The 26,468-nt window shown below is 56.7% G+C and carries 20 protein-coding genes; 4 read left to right on the forward strand and 16 right to left on the reverse strand.

Features of this window, described 5'->3' with window-relative positions; all coding sequences use genetic code 11:
- The first annotated feature begins 145 nt into the window (after positions 1-145).
- Both M8006_RS09475 and M8006_RS09480 read left to right on the forward strand, forming a co-directional pair.
- Positions 146-5,245: a DUF4347 domain-containing protein gene (locus tag M8006_RS09475; RefSeq protein WP_250081559.1), complete on the forward strand. Its 5,100-nt coding sequence runs from the start codon at positions 146-148 to the stop codon at positions 5,243-5,245.
- 19 nt (positions 5,246-5,264) lie between these two features.
- The gene (locus tag M8006_RS09480; RefSeq protein ID WP_250081561.1) at positions 5,265-5,972 is read left to right on the forward strand and encodes an outer membrane protein; all 708 of its coding nucleotides are present in this window, start codon (positions 5,265-5,267) and stop codon (positions 5,970-5,972) included.
- Positions 5,973-6,108: 136 nt separating this feature from the next.
- On the opposite strand, the gene M8006_RS09485 is transcribed toward M8006_RS09480, so the two are convergent.
- The 3 genes from M8006_RS09485 to M8006_RS09495 form a co-directional block, all read right to left on the reverse strand.
- A complete protein-coding gene (locus M8006_RS09485) occupies positions 6,109-6,888 on the reverse strand; it encodes a 5'-nucleotidase, lipoprotein e(P4) family (RefSeq protein ID WP_250081562.1) in 780 nt (259 codons plus the stop codon).
- A 202-nt stretch (positions 6,889-7,090) separates the two neighbouring features.
- Complete coding sequence (locus tag M8006_RS09490) at positions 7,091-7,714, reverse strand: L-threonylcarbamoyladenylate synthase (RefSeq protein WP_250081564.1); 624 nt, start codon at positions 7,712-7,714, stop codon at positions 7,091-7,093.
- 86 nt (positions 7,715-7,800) lie between these two features.
- On the reverse strand, positions 7,801-8,700 hold the full coding sequence (locus tag M8006_RS09495) for a PHP domain-containing protein (protein ID WP_250081663.1): 900 nt from the start codon (positions 8,698-8,700) through the stop codon (positions 7,801-7,803).
- Between the two features lie 119 nt (positions 8,701-8,819).
- Between M8006_RS09495 and M8006_RS09500 the strand changes: the two genes are divergently transcribed.
- Together M8006_RS09500 and mnmC are read left to right on the forward strand one after the other, a co-directional pair.
- A complete protein-coding gene (locus tag M8006_RS09500; RefSeq protein WP_250081565.1) occupies positions 8,820-9,119 on the forward strand; it encodes a YciI family protein in 300 nt (99 codons plus the stop codon).
- A 191-nt stretch (positions 9,120-9,310) separates the two neighbouring features.
- Positions 9,311-11,329, forward strand: a complete 2,019-nt coding sequence (gene mnmC / locus M8006_RS09505; RefSeq protein WP_250081568.1) for a bifunctional tRNA (5-methylaminomethyl-2-thiouridine)(34)-methyltransferase MnmC2/FAD-dependent 5-carboxymethylaminomethyl-2-thiouridine(34) oxidoreductase MnmC1 — start codon at positions 9,311-9,313, stop codon at positions 11,327-11,329.
- Positions 11,330-11,350: 21 nt separating this feature from the next.
- On the opposite strand, the gene M8006_RS09510 is transcribed toward mnmC, so the two are convergent.
- From M8006_RS09510 to ccmA, 13 genes are all read right to left on the reverse strand, one after another.
- Positions 11,351-11,626: a YheU family protein gene (locus tag M8006_RS09510; protein ID WP_250081570.1), complete on the reverse strand. Its 276-nt coding sequence runs from the start codon at positions 11,624-11,626 to the stop codon at positions 11,351-11,353.
- Positions 11,623-13,674 (reverse strand): NAD-dependent DNA ligase LigA, encoded by a 2,052-nt coding sequence (ligA, locus tag M8006_RS09515; protein ID WP_250081573.1) that lies wholly within the window; start codon positions 13,672-13,674, stop codon positions 11,623-11,625. The genes M8006_RS09510 and ligA overlap by 4 nt, the downstream gene beginning before the upstream one ends.
- Positions 13,675-13,802: 128 nt before the next feature.
- Entirely contained in the window at positions 13,803-15,407 is a 1,605-nt protein-coding gene (locus M8006_RS09520) for a cell division protein ZipA (RefSeq protein WP_250081576.1), read from the reverse strand.
- Positions 15,408-15,668: 261 nt separating this feature from the next.
- On the reverse strand, positions 15,669-19,163 hold the full coding sequence (smc, locus tag M8006_RS09525) for a chromosome segregation protein SMC (RefSeq protein ID WP_250081578.1): 3,495 nt from the start codon (positions 19,161-19,163) through the stop codon (positions 15,669-15,671).
- Between the two features lie 18 nt (positions 19,164-19,181).
- Complete coding sequence (ccmI, locus tag M8006_RS09530) at positions 19,182-20,429, reverse strand: c-type cytochrome biogenesis protein CcmI (RefSeq protein WP_250081580.1); 1,248 nt, start codon at positions 20,427-20,429, stop codon at positions 19,182-19,184.
- Positions 20,426-20,893 carry a cytochrome c-type biogenesis protein gene (locus M8006_RS09535; RefSeq protein WP_250081583.1) on the reverse strand — a complete coding sequence of 156 codons (468 nt, stop codon included), beginning with the start codon at positions 20,891-20,893 and terminating at the stop codon, positions 20,426-20,428. The genes ccmI and M8006_RS09535 overlap by 4 nt, the downstream gene beginning before the upstream one ends.
- Complete coding sequence (locus M8006_RS09540) at positions 20,884-21,411, reverse strand: DsbE family thiol:disulfide interchange protein (protein ID WP_250081585.1); 528 nt, start codon at positions 21,409-21,411, stop codon at positions 20,884-20,886. Before M8006_RS09540 ends, M8006_RS09535 begins: the two co-directional genes overlap by 10 nt.
- Entirely contained in the window at positions 21,408-23,432 is a 2,025-nt protein-coding gene (locus tag M8006_RS09545; protein WP_284047003.1) for a heme lyase CcmF/NrfE family subunit, read from the reverse strand. The genes M8006_RS09540 and M8006_RS09545 overlap by 4 nt, the downstream gene beginning before the upstream one ends.
- A gap of 47 nt (positions 23,433-23,479) precedes the next feature.
- On the reverse strand, positions 23,480-23,989 hold the full coding sequence (ccmE, locus tag M8006_RS09550; RefSeq protein ID WP_250081587.1) for a cytochrome c maturation protein CcmE: 510 nt from the start codon (positions 23,987-23,989) through the stop codon (positions 23,480-23,482).
- Complete coding sequence (ccmD, locus tag M8006_RS09555; protein WP_250081589.1) at positions 23,979-24,218, reverse strand: heme exporter protein CcmD; 240 nt, start codon at positions 24,216-24,218, stop codon at positions 23,979-23,981. The genes ccmE and ccmD overlap by 11 nt, the downstream gene beginning before the upstream one ends.
- A 2-nt stretch (positions 24,219-24,220) precedes the next feature.
- The gene (locus tag M8006_RS09560) at positions 24,221-24,958 is read right to left on the reverse strand and encodes a heme ABC transporter permease (RefSeq protein ID WP_250081590.1); all 738 of its coding nucleotides are present in this window, start codon (positions 24,956-24,958) and stop codon (positions 24,221-24,223) included.
- Between the two features lie 13 nt (positions 24,959-24,971).
- Positions 24,972-25,697 (reverse strand): heme exporter protein CcmB, encoded by a 726-nt coding sequence (gene ccmB, locus M8006_RS09565; protein ID WP_250081591.1) that lies wholly within the window; start codon positions 25,695-25,697, stop codon positions 24,972-24,974.
- Between the two features lie 28 nt (positions 25,698-25,725).
- Positions 25,726-26,346 (reverse strand): cytochrome c biogenesis heme-transporting ATPase CcmA, encoded by a 621-nt coding sequence (ccmA, locus tag M8006_RS09570; protein ID WP_250081594.1) that lies wholly within the window; start codon positions 26,344-26,346, stop codon positions 25,726-25,728.
- Between the last annotated feature and the right edge of the window lie 122 nt (positions 26,347-26,468).

Below are 26,468 nucleotides of genomic sequence, written 5' to 3' on the forward strand. Positions count from 1 at the left end.
ACAACTACAATATTAGCACTCATTGGCTATAATCACTTAATGAGACTAAGATGTTTTGACATGTACATGCGAATGTAAAGCAAAACCATACAAATACTATACAAAATCGGCTTAAGGCCGAAACGACTTAAAGAGCCACCTCTCTATGAATACTTCTACCCACCCAATACACCCAAGCCAATTGGCTGATCGGCATGAAATTATCTTTGTCGACCCCAGCGTTGACGATTACCAGACGCTGCTTAACGGCGTGGCCGCCGATACCGAGATCATACTCTTAGACCCCAACGCCAACGGCATTGAACAAATCGCCCAGGTGCTGGCACAGCGCAGCGAGCTTGACGCCATCCACCTCGTTTCCCACGGCAGCGAAGGACGCCTAGCGCTTGGTCATAGCACACTGGATAGCGAGACCCTGCCGGGCCACGCCAACTCCCTTGAGCAGTGGGGAGACGCATTGGGGACAGACGGTGACATCCTTATTTACGGCTGCGATGTTGGCGCTGGCGAGCAGGGGTTGCGGTTTGTGGAAGCGCTGGCTTTGGCAACGAACGCGGACGTGGCTGCATCGGATGATCTGACAGGAGCTTCCAGCCTGGGCGGCAACTGGGTACTAGAGCAGCAGTATGGTCAAGTGGAGACCAACAGCTTAATAGGGATTGAGCAGCAAGACACATGGCAAGGGCTGCTGGCAGAATCTGTATTTGACTGGGATTCAGGACCCGCCACTGATGATGGACTAACTGTCAGTGAACAAGTCGATGGGGTTACCTTGACAATATCGGCGTCCAATGGCACCGATATGGGTCTAAGTAATGCGGGCGGCACTTATAATATAGAAGGCTTTGCCGCCTACGCAGAGGCTAATTACAGCACTAGTGGGACCACATATACTTTTACATTCGATCAATCTGTTGATATGGGAACGATCGAGCTCCTGACAACTTCTGGCGAAACCAAGGCTACGTTCAGCGCCAGCGGTCATACGGATATACCCAGCGGCCCCATTGCTAATCTAAACGACGCCAGTGTCGTTGACTTAAGCAGCTTTACTGGCATCACATCGTTTACTATGGCACCAGTTGACCCTGAGCAGTTTTATTTTGACGAAATCAGTTTTACTAGTGCAAACAACTCGCCAGTGTTCACTACCATCAACGACGGTGATATCGATGAAACCGCCATCAGTGGCACAGTGGTATTGGAGAATAGCGATATAATAGCAAACGATGGTGACGGCGGTGGAGCTGATTCGGTCACTTATTCGATTGTAGGCGGTACAGGGGAAGACTACTTTGACATTGATACGTCCAACGGTGAAGTCACGTTAAATGCAGCGGGTGAAGCAGAGTTCGACTTTGAAGAAACCGAGAGTTACACCCTGACCCTGCGCGCCGACGATGGCAATAGCGCCACCGATGAGACCGTCACCGTTTCGGTTAACGATATCGCCCCATCCATTAGCACCGGCCAATCCTTTGGCGTAAAAGAGAGCGACACCAACAGCACGGCGCTGGGCACAGTTGCCAACACCGGCGATGACGATTCAATAAGCTGGTCCATACAGTATGGCAATGACACTGGCATTTTTGCCATCAATGCCGCAACAGGCGAGATTACCCTAAACGATACCAGCCAGCTCGACGCCAGCGCGACCGGTAGCTATACGCTCAGCGTACAAGCCACCGATGGCACTACCCCCTCAACAGAAGATATCACCGTCAACGTCATCGACGACGTGGCCCCCAGCGTTACCAGCATTGCCCCCAGCGGTTCACCTGCTGCCAATGCCGCCTCCATAGATTACACCGTTACCTTTAGCGAAGACGTCAGCAACGTCTCTGCCGACGACTTCTCACTCACCACCACTGACTCGGCAGATGGCACCATCAGCGGCTTCAGCGGCAGCGGTGATAGCTATACGGTGAGTGTCACGGGTATTAGCGGTGAAGGCGATTTACGCCTTGATCTTAACAGCGGCACCGATATTGATGACGGCGCCAGTAACGCGCCGGCGGCTTACAGCAGCGGCACCGCCCACAGCGTTGACTTAGTAAAACCAAGCGTGACCAGTGTGTCGTCCACCACGGCTGATGGCACCTATACAGCGGGCGATACCGTCGACATTACGCTGACCTTTAGTGAAGCCGTGACGGTAACCGGCACACCAAAACTTAGCCTGGAAACTGGCACGACCAACCGTGAGATTGATTACACCGCGGGTTCAGGCTCCGACACGCTGACCTTTACCTACACCGTGCAGGCGGGGGATGAATCCAGTGATCTGGCGCTGGCGGGCACCGAGATCATGCTCAATGGCGGCTCTATAAGGGACGCAGCAGGTAACGACACGGTAGCTGCCCTGCCCACGCCTAGCGAGGCTAACTCGCTGAGTAGCAAAAAAGATATTGTCATTGATGCCGTCGCGCCCACCGTCAGCAGCGTGTCGATCCCCAACAGCAGCCATAATATCGGCAATGCCGTGACCGTGACCATCGCTGCTGGAGAAGCTGGCTTATCGTTGGCGTCCGGTACGGTCAACGGGGTAGCCGTCACCGGTTTTACCGACCAGGGCGGCGGTAATTACACCGCTACTTATACGGTTCAGGAAGGTGACGCTGAACGCGCCTCCGGCGACGATATCCCCGTTAACATGGTGTTGACCGATGCCGCAGGCAATAGCTCTGCGGCCTATACCGCCCCGATCAGCCAGAACGCGGATGCCATCGACGCTGCCCGCCCCACGCTGGATGGCGCCATTACCCCGTCGGTGGCGACCATTACCGATGCCCAGGTGGGCAGCAGCAGCTTTACCTTAACGCTGAATTTCAGCGAAGCGATGAACACTGGCGCCGCACCAACAATCACGTTTCCCGCAGAAGACCCGTCGAATACCCTGAGCTTTAATAGCGGCAGCTGGGCAGACGCCACCACCTATACCGCCACCTTCGATACCGCCGATGCCAACGAAGTGGTGAACGATGTGGATGTGAGCATCAGCAATGCTCAAGATGCAGCGGGCAATACGTTAGCGGCAGTGACACAGAGCAACCTTTTCAGCGTGATTACCGCCCCCGCGCCGGTCGTTCAGGCGGTTACCTCGCCCATCGCTAATGGTACTTTCGCGGTGGGTAGCAACATTGGTATTACCGTGGCGTTCGATGAAGCGGTCGACTTTACCGCGAACGGCGGCACACTGACGGCCATACTTAACACCGGGGCGACGGTCATTCTCGCCAATGGCGACGCCGCCAACCAAACGCAGTTTAGCGGCAGCTATACGGTTCAAGAGGGCGAGACGGACACCACGGCGCTTAACGTGACCTCGCTAAGCCTTGCGGGGGGCGCCACGCTGGCCGCCCATGATGATGGCGTACCGGCCGACCTTGGCACCTTGCCGAGTGGCCAAAACCTGGCCGACAACGCTGCGCTGGCAGTGGATGCCAACACCCCTGCCACCTCTTCCCCCACGCTAGCAGCCAGCTCCGACAGCGGCGTGAGCGATAGCGACAACATCACTCACCAGACAACGCCCACCCTCACCGGCACGGGTACAGAAGCGAATGCGATGGTTGATGTGCGCGTCGGGGGTAGCAGCGTGGGTAACGCCACCGCGGATGCCAGCGGTGACTGGACGTTCACCTTTGCTGACGGCGACCTCAACGAAGGCTCCAACGCGATTGATACGATTGTCAGCGATAGCGCTGGCAACACCAGCAGCAACTCCGCAGACTTATTGATTACCCTGGACACGACCGCCCCCACTGCCAGCGATGACACCGCCGCCACGGTACGGGAAGATGCGGGTAGCGCGGCACTGACCGGCGTTAATGCCAGCGGGGATAACCTAACCGATAACGACACCGGCGCAGACACCACGGCCCCCATTGTCGCGGTGAATAGCGACACCGGTGCCCTGGGCAGCGCGGTGGCGGGCAGCCACGGCGGGCGCTTTATCGTCAGTGCCGATGGCACCGCCAGCTTTGACCCCGACGGCGAGTTTGCAGCCCTGGCCCCCGGCGAAACACGCACCACCAGCGTGTCGGTCGACGTTCAAGATGCCCCAGGCAATATCAGCACGTCCACTCTGAGCGTGACAGTGGATGGGGTCAACAATGCACCAACGATTGCGGCCAATGCCGGTCCAAGTGTTCAGACGGGAAATAGCGTCACGCTGACCACCACCCACTTAAACGAAGGCGACCCCGACGACGACGGGGATGGCTTAACCTATACCCTCAATACCCTGCCCACCGCTGGGACATTATCGCTCAACGGTACCGCCTTAGCCGCTAGCGACACCTTTACCCAGCAGGATATCAACGACGGCCTGGTGGCCTTCACTGCGGGCAATAGCGCAGGCAGTGCCAGCGTTGACTTCACCTTGGCCGATGGCGGTGAGGACGGGGCAGCCAGTGTTTCCGACACCTTGACCTTCACGGTGCAAGCACCTCCGCCGCCACCGCCGCCACCTACACCGGACCCCGAGCCAGAGCCGGAACCAGAGCCCGAACCAGAACCAGAACCAGAGCCCGAACCGGAACCAGAGCCCGAACCGGATGACAGTGACAATGATGGCGTTGCCGACGATGAGGAAGCCCGCGTGCCGTCTTTAGGCGGCGGTACGGGTGACGGTAACGGCGACGGCATCGCGGATATCGAACAGGATAACGTCTCCTCAGTGCCGTTTTTAAATAGCGATACCGCCGTGTCTAATCCGGGTGAAGCACCGGAAGTGTTTGTTACATTGGCAACAAATGCCAACAATAATACGGGTGGTAACGGAGGCGCCCCGACGCTACGCAATATCCAGCAATTAGATGCCCCGGAAGAACGTCCGGACGACCTCGACATGCCGTTGGGGCTTCTCTCGTTTGAAGCGGATACTGGCACTATCGGCGGCACCAGTGAGTTTACCCTCGTTGTGGATGGCGACCTGGCCATCAACGGGTACTGGAAACAAAACGCCGCTGGCGAATGGGTCAACCTCGCCAGTGACGAATTCGGCGGCCGCCTGGAGCAGGTAGAGGACAAACTGCGGCTCGACTTTACCCTGGAGGATGGCGGCGAATTTGATAGTGACGGCATCGCCAATGGGGTGATCGTTGACCCGGGCGCCTTGGGATTTCGCCAAACGGCAACGCCTCCGCCGGAGCCGCCAACAGAACCTGACCCCGCCGCCCCTTTCGACCCGCAAACCCCGGGGCTAGAAGATTTTAGCTGGATCTGGAACGAACTGGGCTAACATGCCAAGGAAATCTCTCATGCAAACAGCGCTTATCTTTTTACGCCGCCTACCGCGTGTCGCTTGGCTCACCGGCTTCATTTGCGGCGTAACCGTTGGTCAGGCGCACGCCAGCGCTTACCTTCTACTGGAAGGCGGCAAGAGCTACGCCGACCTTACGACTCAATCCTTTGACCGTGCCGCCGCAGCTTGGCTGGCCACCCCCACGGCCACTAGCGCCCAGGTGAGTAGCGACGACAGCCACACTCAATGGCGCCTGGGCGCAGGCTATGCGTTCAGCAAACAGTTAGCCGTCGAGCTTTACTATGAAGACCTGGGTGACTATCAAGCCGCCATGAATCTGAATGGTACCGACGGCCAAGGTGCCGCCGCGCAGCTAAACGCCACCGAAGCCGTTAACGTGAGTGGCGTAGGGGCGCAACTAGTTGGCCAATGGCCGCTGACGTCCCACGTATCCCTACTTGGCACGGCAGGTGTCGCGTACTTAGAAAACGAACGGCGTTACGACGCCAGTGTGACCAATTTTGACGCCCCGACTCAAATAAGCGACGCCAACGACGACAGCCACACATGGGTACCAACCCTGGGCGTCGGGGCCCAGCTGGCCATCACCGAACAGCTTTCTCTACGCGGGCGCTACACCCGCTACTTCGACGCCGGTGAAACCGACAACCTACCAGGGTTTGATCTGGATATGATCAGCGCGGGGCTTACCTGGCAGTGGTAACGGGCTGGATGAATATAGCGAAGACCTACGCAAGAAAGACGAAGACAAAAACGCGCCCCAGAACAGCTAAACAAAATAGCCAAATCTGGGGCGCGTCGTGTTTATTCAGCGCAAAATAGGATGGTTATCTTACCCATCACTCCACTTCGAGCGGGGCGTCCCAAGCGTCTAACTCAGCCTCGCTCCAGTCACCGTAGGTAGCGTTGGGGAACATGATCCAGTCGTTGCCGAAGCGTTCAGCATTATCCTCTACCAGAGCGCGCTGTTCCTCTAGGTTTGCCTCGGCAAACTCACCGGCAAAATCATGCAGCGAATCGCCTAGCTGCATCACCAGCGTATGTGCACCATCCACCTCGGCACGACGTTCTGACTTGGGAGGGCCCAGCAATTTAACGCTATCTTTAGACACCTGCGGCAGTTCCAACATCTCCAGTGTAGCCAGGGTATCGGCTTCATTTTCCTGGTAGCGGTCAGAAACGTAGTAGATAGCAACATCGTGCTCGTCAGCATATTCCAAAAAGTCTTTCGCACCGGGCATCAAACGCGGCTCCCCTTCCCGCTCCCAATGCTTCCAGGTATCCCAGGTAGTGAAGTCATGACAAGCCTGCATGTCCCGCGCCAACAAAGCGCTGTTATCTAGCACTGTCTCGTCGAGATCGGTAATAATCGCCAGGTCGACATCATCGCCATGGGCTTCGATCTGCTCTTCAAGGCGATAGGTGGCAAGCTCAAACCCTTGACGCTGCAAAGCGATGACTTCTGCTGATTGCTGTTGGTAGCGTAGCCCCATAGCGTACTCAGCCTGAGCGCAGTTCGTATCGTCATGGGCTACTGCTTGTCCCGCGATTAACGGCATACTCGCTAGACCTGCCAGGGCAGCCAAGGTTGCAGCATTGCGATAGCGCGATAATGTCATAAGCAATCTCCTTTCGTTGGCAATCCAAAAGCAGCGAACACACCGCCACCTGGATTGCTTTTTGTTACTGAAAAACGCTTGGCTACCCTATTTTATTTTTATTAATCATTCAAATATTCAAAAAAACGCCCTTAGCGGAGCGCATAAGGGCGTCAGGCATTTAGTCAGCGATTGAAAGAGGCTGGTGTGGGGTTGCTGCCACTTAATCGGTAAACGGCGCCACATCCCCTCGCCCTTCGCGGACGATCTTGGGCGGCAAATCGCGCAGGTCGATGACGCTTGTCGGGTCGAGTTGGCAAGCACCCCCGTCGATGATCAAATCCAGATGGGCGCCGAAGCGCTCGCGGATATCCTCGGCGTCGCTCATCGGCAAGTCCTCACCGACGGGAATCAGGGTAACGCTCATCAGCGGCTCACCTAGGGCATCGAGTAGCGCGTGGGTAATCCGGTGATCCGGTACGCGCACCCCGATAGAGCGGCGCTTGGGGTGCAAAAGCAGGCGCGGCACTTCAGTAGTGGCCTCCAGAATAAAGGTATAAGCCCCCGGCGTGTGCGCTTTGAGCAGGCGAAACACGTCGTTGTCCACTTTGGCGTAGGTACCGATTTCGGAGAGATCCGAACACACCAGGGTAAAGTTGTGCTTATCGTCCAGCGAGCGTAGCCATTTGATCTTTTCGATGGCTTTTTTCTCGCCTAGATGGCAGCCAAGCGCGTAGCCGGAATCGGTGGGATAGGCCACCACACCACCTTTGCGAATGATCTCTATTGCCTGATCAATCAAGCGCTTTTGTGGATTGTCGGGGTGAATCTGAAAAAATTGGCTCATGATGAAAGCCTCCCTACGGTGAATAACGTTTCAGTATAGATAATCGCGTTGAGCGTGCTTAGCAGCCAATCGCTAGCTAACAATACCTAACGGACAAAACAGCGCGACGATAAAAGCGGATGGCACCATACCGGCGGCGCTGCCGTACGGGGCACAACGCTCATGCTCCCGGGGGCGGCGTGGCTACCGGGAAAGTGAAAGTCGCTACCTAATGACGCGTACAAATCACGCTCGACCAGCTGGCGCGCCAAATCCCGCGTGGCATCCGCATTCTGCTGGCCGTTCACCAGCTCCACCGCTTGGCCGCCGGCCTCGCAAAACGTATCCATCAGCAGCCCGCGCTTACGCCGCGTCAACCGATAACGCAGCGGATGGGCAATCACGGCCACGCCCATGGATGCCACGATCCACTCTACTGCTTGGCTAACTTCCGGCCACTGCGCCTTGACGTCGCCTTTTTTGCCACTGCCGAGAAAGCGCTTAAACGCATCGGCCCAATCTTTGGCCACGCCCTCTTCCACCAGTGCGCGGGCAAAATCGGGGCGCCCCAGCGGTCGTTCGCTGCCCGCGTGAGCACGCGCCTTTGCGAGCGCATCCGGCAACCCCATTTTTTCCAACCGCTGGGCGATTACCTCGGCGCGCTCGATCCGCGCCTCGCGCTGCTGTGCGAGCCCTTCGACCAGTGGGCCTTGCAGGCCGTTCGGCATTAGCGCCACGACATGAATCCCCACGCCCTGCCAGCGTGTGGATATCTCGCCCCCCGGCAACAGGCAAATACCTGCCTGTTGCGCGGCTTGCTCGGCCTCAAACACGCCATCCATGGTGTCGTGGTCGGTCAACGCCATATGGGTCAACCCACGCTGCGCGCACAGCGCGACTAACGCCGTAGGCGAAAGGGCACCATCGGAGGCGGTAGAATGCGTATGAAAATCGACCGAATAGTGCTGATCGGCGGCGAGCGTAGGGGGAAGTGTGGCAATAGGCATGACGCCGTCGGACGAGTTTGTCAAAATAGCGGGCTCAAACAAGGCGGAATATGCTGCCATAGTGCGTGCTGCCAACCATGTGGTCAATGGCACGCTTTCGATATCAAGGAGTTATGCCCATGCTGTACGCCATTATCAGCGAAGACGTTGCCAACAGCTTAGAGCGCCGCTTGGCCGCTCGCCCCGACCACCTCGCGCGCTTAGAAGCGCTTCGCGATGAAGGGCGCTTGCTACTTGCCGGCCCCCACCCGGCCATCGATGCCGATAACCCCGGCGACGCCGGCTTTAGCGGTAGCCTCGTGATCGCCGATTTTGAAAGCCTCGATGCCGCTCAAGCCTGGGCTGACGCCGACCCGTATATGATTGCCGGTGTCTACGCTAACGTCACGGTCAAACCGTTTAAGAAAGTTTTGCCTTAATGTGCTTAGGCGTCTACGGCTGTTCACAGCCGTTTTTCCACACCGTCTTTCTTCACAGTGGCTGTGGACAACTCTGTGAAAACTCGGCGGACGCCTTTCGCTAAGCCAGAAATAACGCCCGGCTCACCACATTGGTTATTTTTTAACCACTTCATACTTTACTCATATGCTTCTTGCAGGCGGAGATTTCTGTGACACAGCCTCCCGGCCCTTCTTGCTTCCCCCCGTTGCCCGCGCTTTCCGCCCTCACGCCACCTGAGCTGCGCTGGGAAAACGGCGCACCGCACTCACAATCCTTTGATGATGTGTATTTTTCCCGTGAAGACGGGCGCGCAGAAACCGAACACGTGTTTATCCACGCCAACCATTTGCCCGAGCGTTTTGCCGCTTGGCGCGAGGCGCGCGCGTTTGTGATCGGCGAGACGGGCTTCGGTACCGGGCTCAATATGCTCTGCGCCTGGGCGTGCTTTGAGCGCCACGCCCCGGCGGCGGCAAGGTTACATTTGATCTCCACTGAAAAGTATCCACTGCCGCGCCAAGCCCTGTCGAAAGCGCTCAGCGCCTGGCCGTCGCTTGAAGATTATGCACAGCCGCTACGGTCGCAGTGGCCGGACGCGGTGAGCGGTATCCACCGGTTGCACTTGAGCAAGCGGGTGACGCTCGATTTGCACTTTGGCGATACCGCCGAGCGGCTTGCATTGCTCGATGGTCAGGTTGATGCCTGGTTTCTGGATGGCTTTGCGCCGTCAAAAAATCCTGAGATGTGGCAACCATCACTTTTCCACGCCATGGCGGCGCGCTCGCGTCCAGGGGCGACGTTTGCCACCTTTACTTGCGCCGGAGTCGTTAAGCGCGGCCTGAAAGCCGCTGGCTTTCGCTGGCAAAAAGTGCCGGGCTTTGGGCGCAAGCGGGAAATGCTCGCCGGTCATATCGACTTGCCGCCCGCTGATACACGCCGCCATGAAACGCCTTGGTTCACGCCACCACCGCCTCAGCCTGCCAAGCACGTGGCGGTAATTGGCGCTGGCATCGCCGGGAGCAGTGTGGCTGCTGCATTGGCACGACGGGGTGTGGCAGTCACCGTGGTGGATAAAACCGCCCCGGCCGCGGGCGGCTCGGGCAATCATCAAGGCGCGCTCTACGTTAAGCTCGCCGCTGAAACCAACGTGCAAAGCCGGGTTTACCTTAGCGGGCTCATGTACAGCCGCCGCTGGCTTGAGTGGCTCGACCCAGCACGAACGCTGTGGAGCGAGAGCGGTGTGCTGCAACTGGCATTAAGCGAAAAAGAAGCCCAGCGGCAACGCCGTTTTTTTGCTAATCATCCGCTGCCCGTCTCGCTACTCACCCTTCACCCGCGAGGCGAACTTGAACATATCGCCGGGCTTCACGTGGCGGGCGATCAGGGGCTTTTCTACCCACAGGCAGGCTGGGTGCGGCCTAAGGCACTATGTGAGCGCTTACTATCTATACAAGAGGTTCGTTATCAACAAGGCGAAGTCACACAGTTGCGCCAAGGGGATGACGGCTGGCAGCTATTGATGGCAAACGGTGACCTATTAACGGCGGACCAAGTAGTGATTGCCAGCGCGTACCTGGCGAATGGCTTTGACCAAACACGCGCCCTGCCACTGCAGGCGGTTCGCGGCCAAGTATCGTGCGTGCCCTTACCGGCAGAAGTTACGGGCCCAGCACCGGTGATTTGCGCAGGAGGCTACGTACCGCCGGCGTTGGATGGCATGCTCACCTTTGGCGCGAGCTTTGTGCCGAATAGCGAAACGACCGGCGTTTCCCCTGAAGAGCACCAGCGTAACCTTGATGAGCTGCGCCAGAGCGTGCCAACGCTTGCCGATGCCCTGGAAAGCGCGGGGGTCACCCCAGAGCAATTGGCTGGCCGTGCGGCAGTGCGCGCAGCAAGCCCGGATAAATCGCCCTATGCAGGCCCAGTGCCGGATGCTAACGCCTGGCAAGCAGATTACGCTGTGTTGGGCAAAGACGCCACGCGCGTGCCGACGCAAACCGGTCAGCACCATCCGGGGCTTTGGATCAGCACGGCCCACGGCTCGCGAGGCTTAGCCAGCGCGCCGCTGTGCGCGGAAGTGATTGCCTCACGCATGTGCGACGAGCCGCTGCCACTAGAGGCGCCGCTAGCTGATCACCTTCACCCTGGACGGCGGATTATCAGCGCGCTGATTCGCCGCCAAGTATTGTAGCCTGCGCCTCCTCTCTAGCTGTCAAACGAGGTCTCCTTCTTCTTCATCATCGCCAAGGTCGCGACCGAAACTGCGCCACTGCGCCAGCGTCATGACTTCTGTCATTTCCAGTTCCAGGTCGTGGGCAATAATCAACTCGCTGCGTTCAAGTTGCTGTTTTAGCTCAGCGACCCAGCCACGCATGCCTTCGCCGGTGTCTGTGGTGTCGTAGCCTTGGCGGGTCACAAAGGCTTCCAGCAGCGCCTCCAGCGTTTCCGGCGGCAGCATGCGTGCGGGCACTTCGATAAATCGGCTCATACGTTGTCCTCTTCTTCGCCGTTTTCCCAGGTGTCTAAGCGCTTAAGAAACGTGGCTTCGTCGATCACCGGAACGCCTAACTGCTCCGCTTTGGTCAACTTGCTGCCAGCGGCTTCTCCCGCTACTAGGCACGCGGTTTTCTTCGATACGCTGCCGGAAACCTTGGCACCCAGTGCTTGCAGGCGCGCTTTGCCTTCGTCACGGGTCATACTTTCCATGGTGCCGGTCAGTACCCACGTTTGCCCGTACAGCGGCGTAGGGCCACGCACCACGTCGCGCTCTTTCCAGCGCACCCCCGCGGCCAAAAGCGCATCAAGCGTTTCTTGGTTATGCACTTGACGGAAAAATGTATGCACATGCGCCGCGACGACAGGGCCAACGTCATCCACGACTTCTAACGCGGCTTTATCAGCCTCTTGTAAGGCATCTAACGTGCCAAAGTGCGCGGCCAGGTTAGCCGCTGTGGCCTCGCCCACTTCACGAATCCCCAAGGCATAAATAAAGCGCGAAAGCGTGATTTCCTTGGCGTGTTGGAGCGCATTGACCAAGTTAGACGATGATTTCCCCCCCATGCGCGGCAGCGTTTGCAACCGCTCGACGCTTAAGTGGAAAAGGTCCGCGGGTGTTTTGACCCAATCGTGGTCCACCAGCTGTTCGATCAGCTTTTCTCCCAGGCCATCGATATCCAACGCGCGTCGGCTGGCAAAGTGCTTTAGCGCTTCTTTACGTTGCGCCGGGCAGTAGAGCCCGCCTGAACAGCGCGCCACCGCTTCGCCCGCTAACCGCTCAATCTCGGAGTCGCACACTGGGCAACGGCTCGGAAAGACAATCTCACGAGCATCAGCCGGGCGTTTATCAACGTCAACGCGCACCACCTGGGGGATCACATCGCCGGCGCGGCGAATGGCGACCGTATCGCCAATGCGCACATCCAACCGCGCGATTTCATCGGCATTATGTAGCGTGGCGTTAGAGACGGTCACACCCGCCACGCTCACCGGCTCCAGGCGCGCTACGGGGGTAATGGCACCGGTACGGCCGACTTGAAACTCGACATCGTTGAGGCGAGTAATCTCTTCCTGTGCGGGGAATTTAAACGCCACGGCCCAGCGCGGCGCACGGGCAACAAATCCCAGCTCGCGTTGCAGGCGAAGGTCATCGACCTTGATCACCACGCCGTCAATATCAAAACCAAGCCGGTCGCGCTTCTCCCCTAGCGCCGCACAATAATCCGCGACGGCATTTGGGCCGGTTACCACGGATAGCTCGTCGCTGGTGCGAAAGCCCGCGTCTGACAGGCGCTGCATTAAGGCACTGTGGGTGGCATCGCCCATATCCGGCTCTAACCGCGCGGCTTGATAGGCGTGAAAATCAAGCGGGCGAGTCGCGGTAATGCGCGGGTCAAGCTGACGCAAACTGCCTGCCGCCGCATTACGCGGGTTGGCAAACACTTTGCTTCCCTGCTCACGAGCACGCTCATTCAGTGCCTCAAAACCGGAATGGCGCATAATCACTTCACCGCGCACCTCCAAAAGCGCAGGCGCTTTTTCGCCGCGAAGACGCAACGGCACCGAACGCAGGGTACGCAAATTCGACGTAATACCCTCGCCCGTACGGCCGTCGCCACGGGTGGCGCCGCTTACCAAGACACCTCGCTCATAGACAAGCGATACCGCGGCGCCATCAAGCTTTGGCTCACACGAGAACGAAATCTCATCCGGCACACACTCAAGCCGCTCGGCCACGCGCTCAGCAAAGGCAAAAATATCTTCGCGGCTAAAGGCATTATCAAGCGACAGCATGGGGATGGCATGGATGATTTCTGGAAAGCCATCCGCAGGTGCGGCACCCACGCGCTGCGTAGGCGAATCTGGGGTAACCTGCTCGGGATATTGCGCTTCTAACTGCTTAAGACGTTCGAACTGACGGTCGTAGTCGGCGTCGGTGAGCGTGGGGGTATCGAGCACATAATAGCGATAATTAGCATCTTCCAGCTCGGCACGGAGCGTGGCAATGTCCTTAAGCACGGCGGCATCGGGCTGACTCATGAAGGCAAATCCAAGCAAGGCAGAGGGAATGAATGTAGGGCTCAATTATACAAAAACACCCGCTGCCTGGCTTGGCAGCGGGTGTTTTTTTCATTTGCAACGTATGCGACGCGTAAAGGGAAACCGGATCAGTGCGCCTGCATCTGCTGATGCAAGCGATGGCGACGCTCAAACTCATGTACACGCTGACGGGCAAACTCAATGGTTTGTGCCGTCATCACACTATGGTTCTCGTCTTTAAGCTCACCGCCTAAGTGGCGTACCACGACCATCGCCGTCTCGACCATGGCTTCAAAGGCAGCGCTACTATCCTCAGCGCCGGGTAACGGCATCAGGAATGTCACGCCAGGCGTGACAAACTCGTCCATCTCTTCGATTGGAAAAGAGCCCGGCTTCACTACGTTCACCATGGAGAACTGCAATTCACTGTCAGAACTCTCCGTTTCAAAGCGGTGAAACACTCCCATGCCTCGGCTATAGCGAAGGCCGCACATCATTAAAAGCTCCAGCAGTGTGCCGCCATCAAAGCCTTCCTTGTCTCGCGACATCACGCTGATCACGATCACTTCTTCTGCGTTAGTCAGCGTGTTGCGGGCGTGCCCACCGCACACATCATGGCGTAGCGCTTTTTCCAATGTAGGGTGCGGGCGCACAACGTTATCGTAGCTGCCGTCATCATATTCAGCGTCTGCGTACGTATTGTCAGGTTGATCGTCTATCGCTCGCGCCCTTACTGGCGGTTCATCAGCTGGGGCCACTGCCTCAGCGGTTTTAGCAGCAGCGGCTTCTTGTTGAGCGTTTTTCTGCTCAGCGGCTAGGCGCGCTTGTTCAGCCTCAGCGGCCGCTTGGGCTTCTAGGCGCAACGTTTCTTCTCGCGCTTTGCGTTCGGCTTTTTCCTTGGCCTGCGCCTTGGCTCGCTCGGCTTTTGCTTCTTTCTTTTGCTGTTTCGCTTTACGCCGTTCGGCCATCCGCTCTTTTAGGGAATGCTTGATACCGTCAAAATCAACCAGTCGGTAGCTGTCATTCTCGTACTGCTCGTCGTCATCGGATTCTTCACGCTCACCGGCAATGTCTCGGCGCAGCTGACGCCGTTTGGCTTTGTTATGCTGGGCGTGATGGGCTTTAACATCGTCCTCGTCGGCACGGATACCGCTTAACGTGGGCTGAGTATCGTCGATGTGTATCGTGGAAGTCTGCCATTCGTTGGCTTTATGGTTAGCTATATCAGCATGATCGGACACATGAACCTTTTTGGCTTTTTGAGCACTTGCCTTTTCATGGTCAGTGTCAGTTGGCTCAGCAGTCGCCGTGGGGGGTACCGAGAAGGTAGGTTCTGTCTGACGTGGTGATTCAGCCGCTGACGTTTGGCCTGCCGCCGCTTTGAGATCGCTCGGAACGTCTTCTTTCGTCTCTTTCGCCCGCCGGAACTCTGAAAGCACCCGAGAAGGTCCGGGATGCGCTTGGCGCTCCAGTTTAGGCTTACCGCTCAAGCCACTATAATCCGCCGGTTTTAACACTCGCGCACCGCCGTTAGGTAGCTCCCAGCTCAGCTCTGCCTGGCGCTGCGCCTCTTCAGGATCTTTATCAGGGTTTTTGGTATCGCCAATGTCGGCACCGGCCGCTTGGTCTAACTGAGGTATTCGGCGTTGGCGCTGCAGCCGACGGACTCCATCAATGACGATCAGCGAAACCAACGCCAGCCCTAACACTATTAGCCATTCTCTTAGTTCCATGTCGTACGTTCCATGGGTCGTTTTGCCGGTTAAAGACTCTCGTATTGAAACATCACGATCTGAACACTTCTAAAACATCAAACTCTGAGCACAACAGTTGAATATATAAACGTTAACGCTGCTGTCCAGTTTGCCCAATCTATTACACTAAGCATAGCGTTAGTACGACAAAATAGGCCATTTTTTGCCTATTTTCACGTTTACGCGCCGCTTCAACCTCTTTTTACTATTTAGTAACGCACTTTCAGGCTAGCCGCTTTATTATGCATCAGCAAGCACAGCGGCTTCATCGACCCCTACCGCCACCAAGCGAGACACCCCTGGCTCTTGCATGGTCACGCCCATTAGGCGCTCTGCCGCCTCCATCGCAATCTTATTATGGGTAATATAGATAAACTGCACGTTTTCCGACATCTCTTTAACCAATTTAGCGTAGCGCCCCACATTAGCATCATCCAGCGGCGCATCCACTTCATCCAACATACAAAACGGCGCAGGGTTAAGCTGAAAAATCGCAAACACAAGCGAAAGCGCGGTTAAGGCTTTTTCGCCACCGGAAAGAAGGTGGATGGTGCTGTTCTTTTTACCCGGCGGGCGCGCCATGATGGCCACCCCCGTTTCCAGCAAATCCTCACCGGTTAACGTCAACCACGCGGTGCCGCCACCAAATACCCGCGGAAAAAGGGCTTGGAGCCCACTATCGACCTGCTCGAACGTCTCTTTGAAGCGCACACGTGTTTCTTGGTCAATGCGTCGAATCGCTCTTTCTAAGGTCTCCAGTGCTTCAGTTAATTCGGCGTGCTGCGCCTCTAAATAGTTACGCCGCTCGGCTTGTTGGTCGTACTCTTCAATGGCCGCGAGGTTAATCGCGCCCAGACGGCGAATTTTGTCACTGGTCGCGTCTAACGTGCCCTGCCAGCTCGCTTCATCCGCGTCGTTAGGCAACTCTGTCGCCAACACCTCGGCATCGTGGCCTAGCTCGGCCAGGTGCTCATCCTGCGTGGCGGCTTTTAGTTCCAGCGCTTGAACCTCCATCCGGCGGTTTTGCAGCTGCTCACGGCTCTGCGCCAAATTACGCTCGTGAGACTGGCGTGCTAGCTCATCATGGCGCAACTGTTCAGCGATGGTTTGCGCTTGCTCGCGCGTTTCGTTGAGCCGATGCTCTTGCTGCTCACGCTGGAAAAGAAGTTCTTCTAACGCTTCAGAGGCAAGTTCATCAGGCTCGATAAGCCCTTCACGTGTTTCTTCTAGCTCACTAATACGCTGCGATAAACGTTCTTCGCTTTCAGCACTACGCACTTTTTGTGCGTCAAGGCTCGCTTGCTCGACGGTTAAGCGCTCGCGCTCTAACGCTAAACGCTGCTGGTCGGCTTTAAGCGGTGCGTATTCATGATTAAGCCGTTCGCGTTGCTCACGCTGCTGTTCACGCGCTGCACTGGCTTGATCACGATGCAATGCCGCCGCTTCAAGATGCTCCATCGCGTCGTTCCAACGAGCGCGCTGCTCTTCCAGCTTAAGATCAAGCTCGGCACCGTCTTGTTGCACCTTTTTAAGCTCATCATCCAACTCCTTGGCACGGCTTTCGAGATGCTCTACCTGCTGAGCAAGGCTGCGTTCTTTAAGCGCTAACTGCTGTCGCGTTTCAATACTCTCCCGCTCTTGCTGCGCATGGACATCGCGCGCTTCTTCCAGTGACTCCAGCGCGACAAGCGCCTCGTCACAGCGGGCTTGCGCCAGTGCTAACGCTTCCTGCTGCGCTTGGCATTGCGTTTGGCAATCACCAAAACGGCGACGCGTCACCAGTAGCGCATCAATGGCCTCTCCCTCTGCTTGCTGACGCAGCCAGTCTGCGGACTGCCAAACGCCATCACGGCTAATGACGCTGTCACCTACCGGCAGCGATGCCAAGCGCGATTTAATATCATCGGCATGTTCAACGCAGTGGATGGTGCCTAACCAAGCATTGAGTGCGCCCGCGCCTTGTACCAAGGCGGCAACGGTATGGTCAGGGGCTGAAATACCCGGTGTATCTGCCAGCAAGCACCAATCCGTTGCGAGCGCCTGGGGTAACGCGGCGAGTTTTTCTGGCGCTACCACACGGGCATTCATCCACGGGGCAAGAAGCCAAGACGCTACGCTTTCCCAGCCGGGTGCCACCTGAAGAACTTCACCCAGCCGCGGGGCATTTGCCAGGCCGTGGGCATCGAGCGTCGTCAGTAACGCCGGGTCGTGGTCGGTTAGCTGTGCGTCAATCAACGCGGCCAGCGAGGCCTGCTCGCCTTCTAAGCGGCTGAGCGTTGTTCGCGCTTCATCACGCTGGGCGTTAGCCTCTTGCTGCTCGCGCTTCGCCTCAGCAAGGCGCGGCTGCCACGTCTCGCGTTCAAGATTAAGCTGCTGCGTTTGCGCATCGGCCGCGCTGTGTTGCTCTTGCGCTTTAGCATGCTCGGCGCGCAGTGCATTAAGATCCGCAATATCGCTACGCTGTTGACGGCGGCGCTGCTGCTCGGTGTGTAAGCGCTTTAATTGCTGCTCAATATCATGCAGCTGATCTTGACTACGCTCAGCGCTTCGGCTTGCTTGGCGCCATTGTTCGTCAGCATCAGACCAAGCGGCTTCAGCACTTTCCAGCGCGGGCGACGCCTCAGACATTGCGTGCTCAAGGGTTTCCAGCTGCTCCTCTAGCGCCTCGGCTTCCGGCAGCAGTGCGTCTAATCGCTCTTCAATGGTAAGCAAGCGCTCACTATCTGATTCCCCTAATTCACGCTGCTCATTGAGCTCGCGTCGAGCATTATCGATATCGCTGGCAAGCTGAGCTAGGCGGCTACGGCGGTGGGATTGGTCCTGTTCTAAGCGGGCGATACGCGTGGTGGTATCGTAAAACTGCTGCTGGTGTCGCTCTAATACGTCGGCAAGTTCATCGTGCTGCTCGCGCGCCTGCTCCAGACGCGTTTCGCATTCGCGCACACCAAAGACGTCTTTTTCGACACTGATTTCAAGCTCTCGCACGCGGTTTTCTTGCTGCTGCTGTTCGGCCCGCAGCGCGCGGGCGCGCAGCAGCGCAAGCTCGCCTTTGAGGCGGTGCTCTTGCTGCTTCAGGGTTTGATAGCGCTTTGCCGCTTCGGCTTGACGCTTTAAGCGCTCTAGCTGCTTATCCAGCTCTTCGCGAATGTCGTCGAGGCGATCAAGGTTTTCTTGGGTGCGGCGCATGCGGTTTTCGGTTTCGCGACGCCGCTCTTTGTATTTAGAAATGCCAGCGGCTTCTTCCAGGGTGGCACGCAGATCATCCGGGCGTGCTTCGATTAACCGCGAGATCATGCCTTGGCCAATAATGGCGTAGGAACGCGGCCCGAGGCCCGTCCCCATAAAGAGATCCGCGATATCTCGTCGACGGCATTTCTGACCATTAAAGAAGTAGTGAGATTGGCCGTCGCGGGTAACCTGTCGTTTCACCGCAATTTCAGCGTATTGGGCGTAGGGACCACCCATCATACCGTCACGGTTATCGAATTTCAGCTCGATAGCGGCTTGCCCCACCGGCTTGCGCACAGTAGAGCCATTAAAAATCACGTCCGCCATCGACTCGCCACGCAACGTTTTGGCCGATGATTCGCCCATCACCCAGCGTACCGCGTCAATAATATTCGATTTACCACAGCCATTAGGCCCAACGATGGCCGTCATATTGCCATCGAAGGGTACGGTGATGGGGTCAACGAAAGATTTGAACCCGACCAGGCGGATGGAGGTTAAACGCATAGTAAGGGCCGCCAACGATCACTCAAAGACACGATCCACAACGACCTCTACGGCTTCATCTTCTTCAACCGGGCCAACCGTGACGCCGTCTAAATCACCGAAGAGATCCCCTGGTTGCGGCGTGGCTTGCCCTGAACGTGAAACGCGCACCATCAAACGTGCTTGCTGCACTAGCGATAGCGAGGCTTCTGGTGACATGGCGTTGGTTTCATCTAATACAACCGTCATGGGCAACGCCGAGACCTGTGCCCTGACCACGGCAAGCGGTGGTAGCTCGCCTTCCATATCGCGCGCCGTAATAAAGACGGTGGCATCGTTAGGGACAGTATCAGCCAGCGATTCATCTAGCGAAACCTTGACGCGAACCCCCGGGCCTTGAGCCTGCCCGATATCCGCTTGCTCAGGCTCCACGCCCATACGGCGCTGGGCCACGCGGATACCTTCCCGCAACGACGAGGCCGTGTCTTCGTCGTCAATATTGGCCAGCGCGCGGCGCCAGCGATCAATCGCGGTTTCGTACTCGCTGCGGTCAAACGCGTGCACCCCTAAAAGCCCTAGCACGGTGGGCTGACGCGGATCCTGCTCAAGTGTCTCATCTACCAGCGCCTGCACTTCCGACGTGAGTTCACGCCCTTCCATAAAAAAACGTAGCTGAGCGAGCTGGGCTAGCAACGGCGCCAGGCGGCCTTCGATATCGATCAGCCGCTCAAGCGCATTAACGGCTTTTTCAACTTGGCCCGTTTCACGATAGAGCGGAAAGAGCTCAGACCACACGTTAGGGTTATCGGGCTGTCGCTCAGCTTGCGCTTCCATCCGCTCGATATACATCGCAAGCGACGCCTCCGGATCAGCCTGCACCTCGCGACGGGTTTCCAGCAGCATCAAGTCACCTTCAGCGCCCTGAAACTGGTACCAGACAACACTGACCGCTACCACGCTCAGCATAACCAACGGCACGACAAAACGCCCTGATGTGTACGTTTTCAGTGGGCGTCGTTTGAGGTTTTGGGTGTCTTCTAGCAGGCTGCGCTCTAGCTCAAGGCGGTCTTCTTCAAAACGCGAATCATCAATATCACCGCGCGCGCGCACTGCTTCCAGCGAGGCGAGGCGGCGCTTAAAGATGGCGACATTTTGCTCTGCGGAGGTATCGTTGGCTTCGAATGCTTGCTGCGTATCGTGCAGCTTTCGCGCTTGTCGAAGCGGCAATACCAAAAGCCAGAGTGCCGGCAACAATAAAACGGCAAACGCAATCCACAGCAGCGTCATGAAGACCTCTCGCGGTTAATGAGTTCATCCAGGCGGGCTCGCTCTTCGGCACTCAGCGAAGTCGCCGATGCATTGCGCCGTGCACGCACCATCCATACCACTAGTAAAACGCCCAACAGCACCAACACAACCGGTAGACCCCATAGCAGGTACGTGCGGTTTTCTAAGCGCGGGTTATAGAGAATGTACTGTCCAAAGCGCTGCACCATATGGTTGATAATTTCGGTATCGGATTGACCATCCTGAAGCAATTGATAGACACGCTCGCGCATATCACCCGAAATTGGGGCATCAGAATCGTTGATGGCCTGGTTCTCACACAGCGGACAGCGCATCGACGCCGTAAGATCTTGGTAACGCTCCTTTGTCACAGGGTCCTCAAACTCACGGATTTCCTCTGCGCCTAACGCGCTGCTGGCGAGAACCCATAGTAGCGTAGCGATAAGCCAACGATTCAGCGCCATTTTTCCACCTCCGGCATAATGGTATCGCGCACGTCAGTGGGGGCAATATACCCTGTATGGTGATAACGAATGATGCCGTCCGCGTCGACCAAAAACGTCTCCGGTGCGCCATAAACCCCAAGGTCAAAACCGATATCGCCCTCCGGGTCGAAAATATTCAACTCAAAAGGATTGCCGAATTCACTTAAGAATTCTCGCCCCTTCTCACGGGTATCTCGGTAGTTAACACCCACCATACGAACATCGCGATCAGCAAGATCGAGTAGCTGCGGCATTTCCTGTTTGCAGGCCGGGCACCACTCGCCCCACACATTGACGAGCGTCACTTCACCGGTTAGCACGCTCTGATCAACGCGACGATTTGGGTCTTCTAGCGTGCTTGCCTCAAACGCGGGAAAGTCGCGCGCCACTAACGCTGAATCGCGATACGAGGGGTCTTCCGAAAGGCGCAGATAAAGAAACACGGCGAGCAACAAAAAACCCACCAATGGCAAAAAAAGCAGTAACCGACGTTTCATGCTATTGCCTCCTTCGAGGCGCTGTCGCTAGACGAGGCACTCGTACTCTCAGAATCGTACCTTTGTTGGCGAACACGTGTGCGGCGATAGCGCTTATCCGCTACGGCAAGCAGGCCGCCTGCGGCCATCAACAAGCCACCCAGCCACAACCAACGCACCAAGGGCTTGTGCTGAATACGCATGGCCCAGCTGCCGTCGCCGAGATCCTCGCCCATCGCGACATAAAGGTCTCGGAAAAAGCCAGCACGTAGCGCCACCTGCGTCATCGGCATGCCCGTCGCCAAGTAGAGCCGTTTTTCCGGCTGCATGGTGAACTGACGTCCGCTTTCACCACGCTGAACCTCAATGACCGCAGTATCCGCCAAAAAGTTAGCGCCGCGGCGGCTTGATAGCTCTGTCATCGTGAAATGGTAGCCGGCCACCTCGACGCTATCTCCCGGCCCCATGCGCACGTTGCGCTCAATGCTGTAATGGGAGACCACGGCGACCCCTACAATGGTAAAGGCCACGCCCAGATGCCCAAGCACCATGCCCCAATACGTCAGGGAGAGTTTTTTCAGGCCAACACCAAACGAACGCGCATGGCGGGTTTTATCCCAAATATCGCGCAGTATCGGCAATACGATCCAAAGCGCCATCAGCATGCCAAGGGCCACCCAAATGTTCCATTCAGGGCCATAAAACACGGGAATTAAAGCACCCAACACCAATGCCACGACACCGGCCAGCCAGAGTTTGGTGTAAAGCTCTTTCGCCGCCATGCGCTTCCAGCGTGCCATCGGCCCTAATCCCATAAAGATGCTCGTCACCGCCATAAGAGGGACAAACAGCGCGTTAAAGTACGGCGGCCCCACGCTGATTTTGCCTAATCCTAGCGAATCCAAGATCAACGGGTAGAGCGTGCCCAACAGCACCGTGACGGTCATAATCACGAGCAGAATATTGTTGATTAATAAAAGCGCATCCCGCGATAGCCAGTTAAAACCCACTTTTTGGCTAACGCGTGGCGCACGCAGAGCAAAAACCAATAGCGAAAGAGTGACCGTAATCGCGAGCAGCATCAAAATGAAAAAGCCGCGCGCCGGGTCATTAGCAAAGGCGTGTACCGAGGTTAAAACCCCCGAGCGCACCAAAAAAGTCCCCATTAACGAAAGCGAAAAAGTGGCAATCGCCAACAGCACTGTCCAGCTCTTAAACGAGCCGCGCTTCTCGGTCACCGCCAGCGAGTGAATCAGTGCGGTACCGGTCAGCCAGGGGAGCAACGAGGCGTTTTCCACCGGGTCCCAGAACCACCAACCGCCCCAACCAAGCTCGTAATAAGCCCACCAACTGCCAAGCGCGATACCCACGGTGAGAAACGCCCAGGCGATATTGGTCCAGGGGCGTGCCCAACGTGTCCATGCCGCATCTAAGCGTCCGCCCAGAAGCGCGGCAATGGCAAACGCAAACACCACGGAGAACCCTACATAGCCCATGTAAAGCATTGGTGGGTGAACGACGAGACCAAAATCCTGCAAAAGCGGATTAAGGTCGGCACCGTCTTGCGGCATATTCGGCAACAACCGATCAAACGGGTTAGACGTCACCAAAATAAAAAGCAAAAACCCTACGCTGACCGCGCCCAGAATCCCCATCACGCGAGCAACCATATCGCGCGGAAGCTGCCGCGAGAAAACACCGGCAAAAAAACCCCAGCTGGCCAGCATCAAACTCCAAAGCAGCACAGAACCTTCATGGTTGCCCCAAACGGCGCTGAGCTTATAGTACCAAGGCAACATCGTGTTGGAGTTATTGGCCACGTTGGCCACGCTAAAATCATCCAGCATGTAGCTGGCGGTTAAACAGCCATAAGCAATCAACAAAAACAAAAACTGCCCTGCTGCCATAGGCCGACCGTAAGCCATCCATAACGGGCGCCGCGTCGCCGCGCCTGCTAATGGCATAATGGTCTGCACCGCTGCCATTAGCAGAGCGGTAACAAGGGCAAAATGGCCAACTTCTGGGATCATTTCAGTGAACATGTGCGCTCCGGGTTAGCACGTGACAGTCGGCTCGGCATAGCATGACGCTAGTACTCACTTGCTTTAGGCACGCCCTCTGCGTCAAGACGTTTCCCCACCTCAACGGCTTTAGCCTGGAAATCCGCCGGTTTATAACCTGATTCTTCGAGCGCCTGTGCGACTTCCGGGGGCATATAGTTTTCGTCGTGACGCGCTAGCACTTCATCCGCCCGCATGCGACCGTCAGCCTGTAGCTGACCTACCACGACCACACCCTGACCTTCACGGAACAGGTCCGGCAAAATGCCGCTGTAGTAAACATCAAGATCATCGACGTAATCGGTCACTTTAAACTCAACGTTAAGGCTCTCCGAGTCGCGGGATACCGAGCCTTCTTTCACCATCCCCCCGGCGCGTATGGTGCGTTCGATGGGCGCATTACCCTGTGCAATTTGGACCGGGCTGAAAAACAGATTGATATTAGAGCGAAGTGCATACAGCGTGAGCCCAACGGCGATGGCGGTAAGCGATACCAAGCCGAGAATCACAAACATCTTCTGTTTACGCTTAGGTGTCATGCTGACCTCCCGCTACAACCGGTTGAAGTGGCGCTGGGGCGGCGTTTTGCTGCTTTCGTGCGCGCTCACGCCGTTCACGACGTTTTAAACTGTTAATTAGCTGACGGCGTTCAAATCGTGCATGCCACACAAGAACCACGAGTAAAAATAGTGTCAGCCCCCACGAAGACCACACATACGGCGCATGCCCTCCCATGGCGATAAATTCTGCGAATGAGTTAAACGCCATTGTCATGCCTCCTGAACCCTGTCTCGCACCCAACGCTTGTTGGATTCACGGCGCAAAATTTCGTTTCGTGTCCGCATTAGCGTCAAGGCAATAAAAAAACTGTAAAACCCTAGCACCATGATCAGCAGAGGCATCCACATCTCGGTCGGCATCGCCGGGCGCGATGTAATCGTAAAGGAAGCCGGCTGGTGCAGGGTATACCACCAATCCACCGAATATTTAATGATCGGGATATTGATCACCCCCACCACTGCCAATACCGACGCCGCACGCGACGCGCTATCTCGGCTAGTAAAAGCACCGCGCAGCGCGATGACGCCTAAGTACAGAAACAGTAAAATCAACATGGAGGTAAGACGCGCGTCCCACATCCACCACGTTCCCCAGGTGGGCACGCCCCACACCGCGCCGGAAAACAGCGACACAAACGTCATCGACGCGCCCAGAGGCGCCATAACAGTCGCCGCCATATCCGCGACTTTTATCTTCCAGACCATGAACACAAGCCCCGCAACTGCCATCGACACAAAAATCGACTGCGCCAAAAACGCGGCGGGAACATGCACATAGATAATGCGAAAGCTATTGCCCTGCTGATAATCCGCCGGTGCAAATGCCAGCCCCCACACAGTGCCGGTCACGATCAAAAGCGCCGCGGCCACCCAAAACCAGGGCTCAAGCCTGGCACTGATACCGTAGAACCACTTGGGCGATCCCAGCTTATGAATAAAAGCCCACATAGTGAGTCTGTCCTCAACCGTTAATACTGATTCGCAGTGATGCCGCAATCGCCCAGGGCGCAAGCATAAGGGCAGCCGCTAGCAGCGCACCCAAAATCGCCAGGTGCGCGCTGACGCTATCGCCTGCAATTGCTGCCTGCACCGCACCGGCACCGAAAATAAGCACGGGAATATAAAGAGGTAACACTAGCAATGACAACAACACACCGCCCCGAGCCAACCCCACCGTTAGCGCCGCGCCTATCGCCCCAATAAGGCTCAGCGTCGCACTGCCTAAAGCAAGGGACACAGCAAGCACCAAGTAACTTCCTGACGGCAATGCCAACATAATACCCAAAACGGGTGCCATTAACGCCAGCGGCAACCCCGTCAAAAGCCAATGTACCGCTACTTTCGCCAGCGATAACGCGGCAAGCGGCTGAGGTGCGAGCAGTAACTGCTCCAAACTGCCGTCATCGAAATCGCTACGAAACAGGCTATCCAACGAAAGTAACGCCGCTAGCAATGCGGCTACCCATAAAAGCCCCGGTGCGATTAATGCTAACAAATCGGGATCGGGGGAAATGCCGATGGGAAACAGCGTGATGACCAAGGCAAAAAAGACCAAGGGATTTAGTACTTCACCACGACGACGTAGCATCAACACGAGATCACGCTTCAATGTCGCCGTTAGCGCGAGTGTTAAGCCCTCACCGGGCTCTTTTAGTCTCGGGGCAACCGCTGTGATTTCCTGCTGCACCACACTCTCCTTATACTTAGCCGGTGATTCAGCCCAGCACAATGCGTCGTAAAGCAGGGGACGAGGCCAACTCATGGTGGGTTGTCACAATCACGCAGCCACCGCTATTCGCATGCGCCACAAGCTGGGCTTCAAGCGCGGCAACACCGTCACGGTCAATGGCGGTAAAGGGCTCATCCAGTACCCATAACGCACGCGGTGTCAGCGTCAATCTCGCCAGTGCGATACGGCGGTGCTGGCCGGCAGAAAGCTGCCCAGCCGGCACATCTTCAAACCCCGCAAGCCCAACATTGGCCAGGGCGTCTAAACGCTCAGACTCGCTACCGCGCTGTCCGTCCAATGCTTGGTACCAAGAGAGATTTTCTAACGCTGTGAGCCCTGTCTTTACGCCCGGCGAATGGCCGAGGTAGAGCAAATTGGTCAAAAAATGCTCGCGCACCTCGCGCATAGGCTGACCATTCCAATACAGTTCGCCATGATAATCGCTCAGTTGCCCCGAAAAAATTTTCAATAGCGTGGTTTTACCACTGCCGTTAGGACCTTCAATCCGGACGACCTCACCACTATGGATGTCCACATCGAGACCCTGAAACAACCAGCGATCATCGCGTTCACAGGCGAGCTGTTGGGCTTGTAGGCGCAGACTCAAAGGGCTCTCCAAGCATATTGATTTCGCGTCGAACTCTACACGGAAAGCGTATTTCTCGCTAGTCACGCCCTGCGACGCCGGGTCGCATATTGACCTTGGTCAACTCACGCTTTAACGGGATA

The organism is Halomonas llamarensis, from assembly GCF_023555005.1.
GTDB lineage: Bacteria > Pseudomonadota > Gammaproteobacteria > Pseudomonadales > Halomonadaceae > Vreelandella > Vreelandella llamarensis.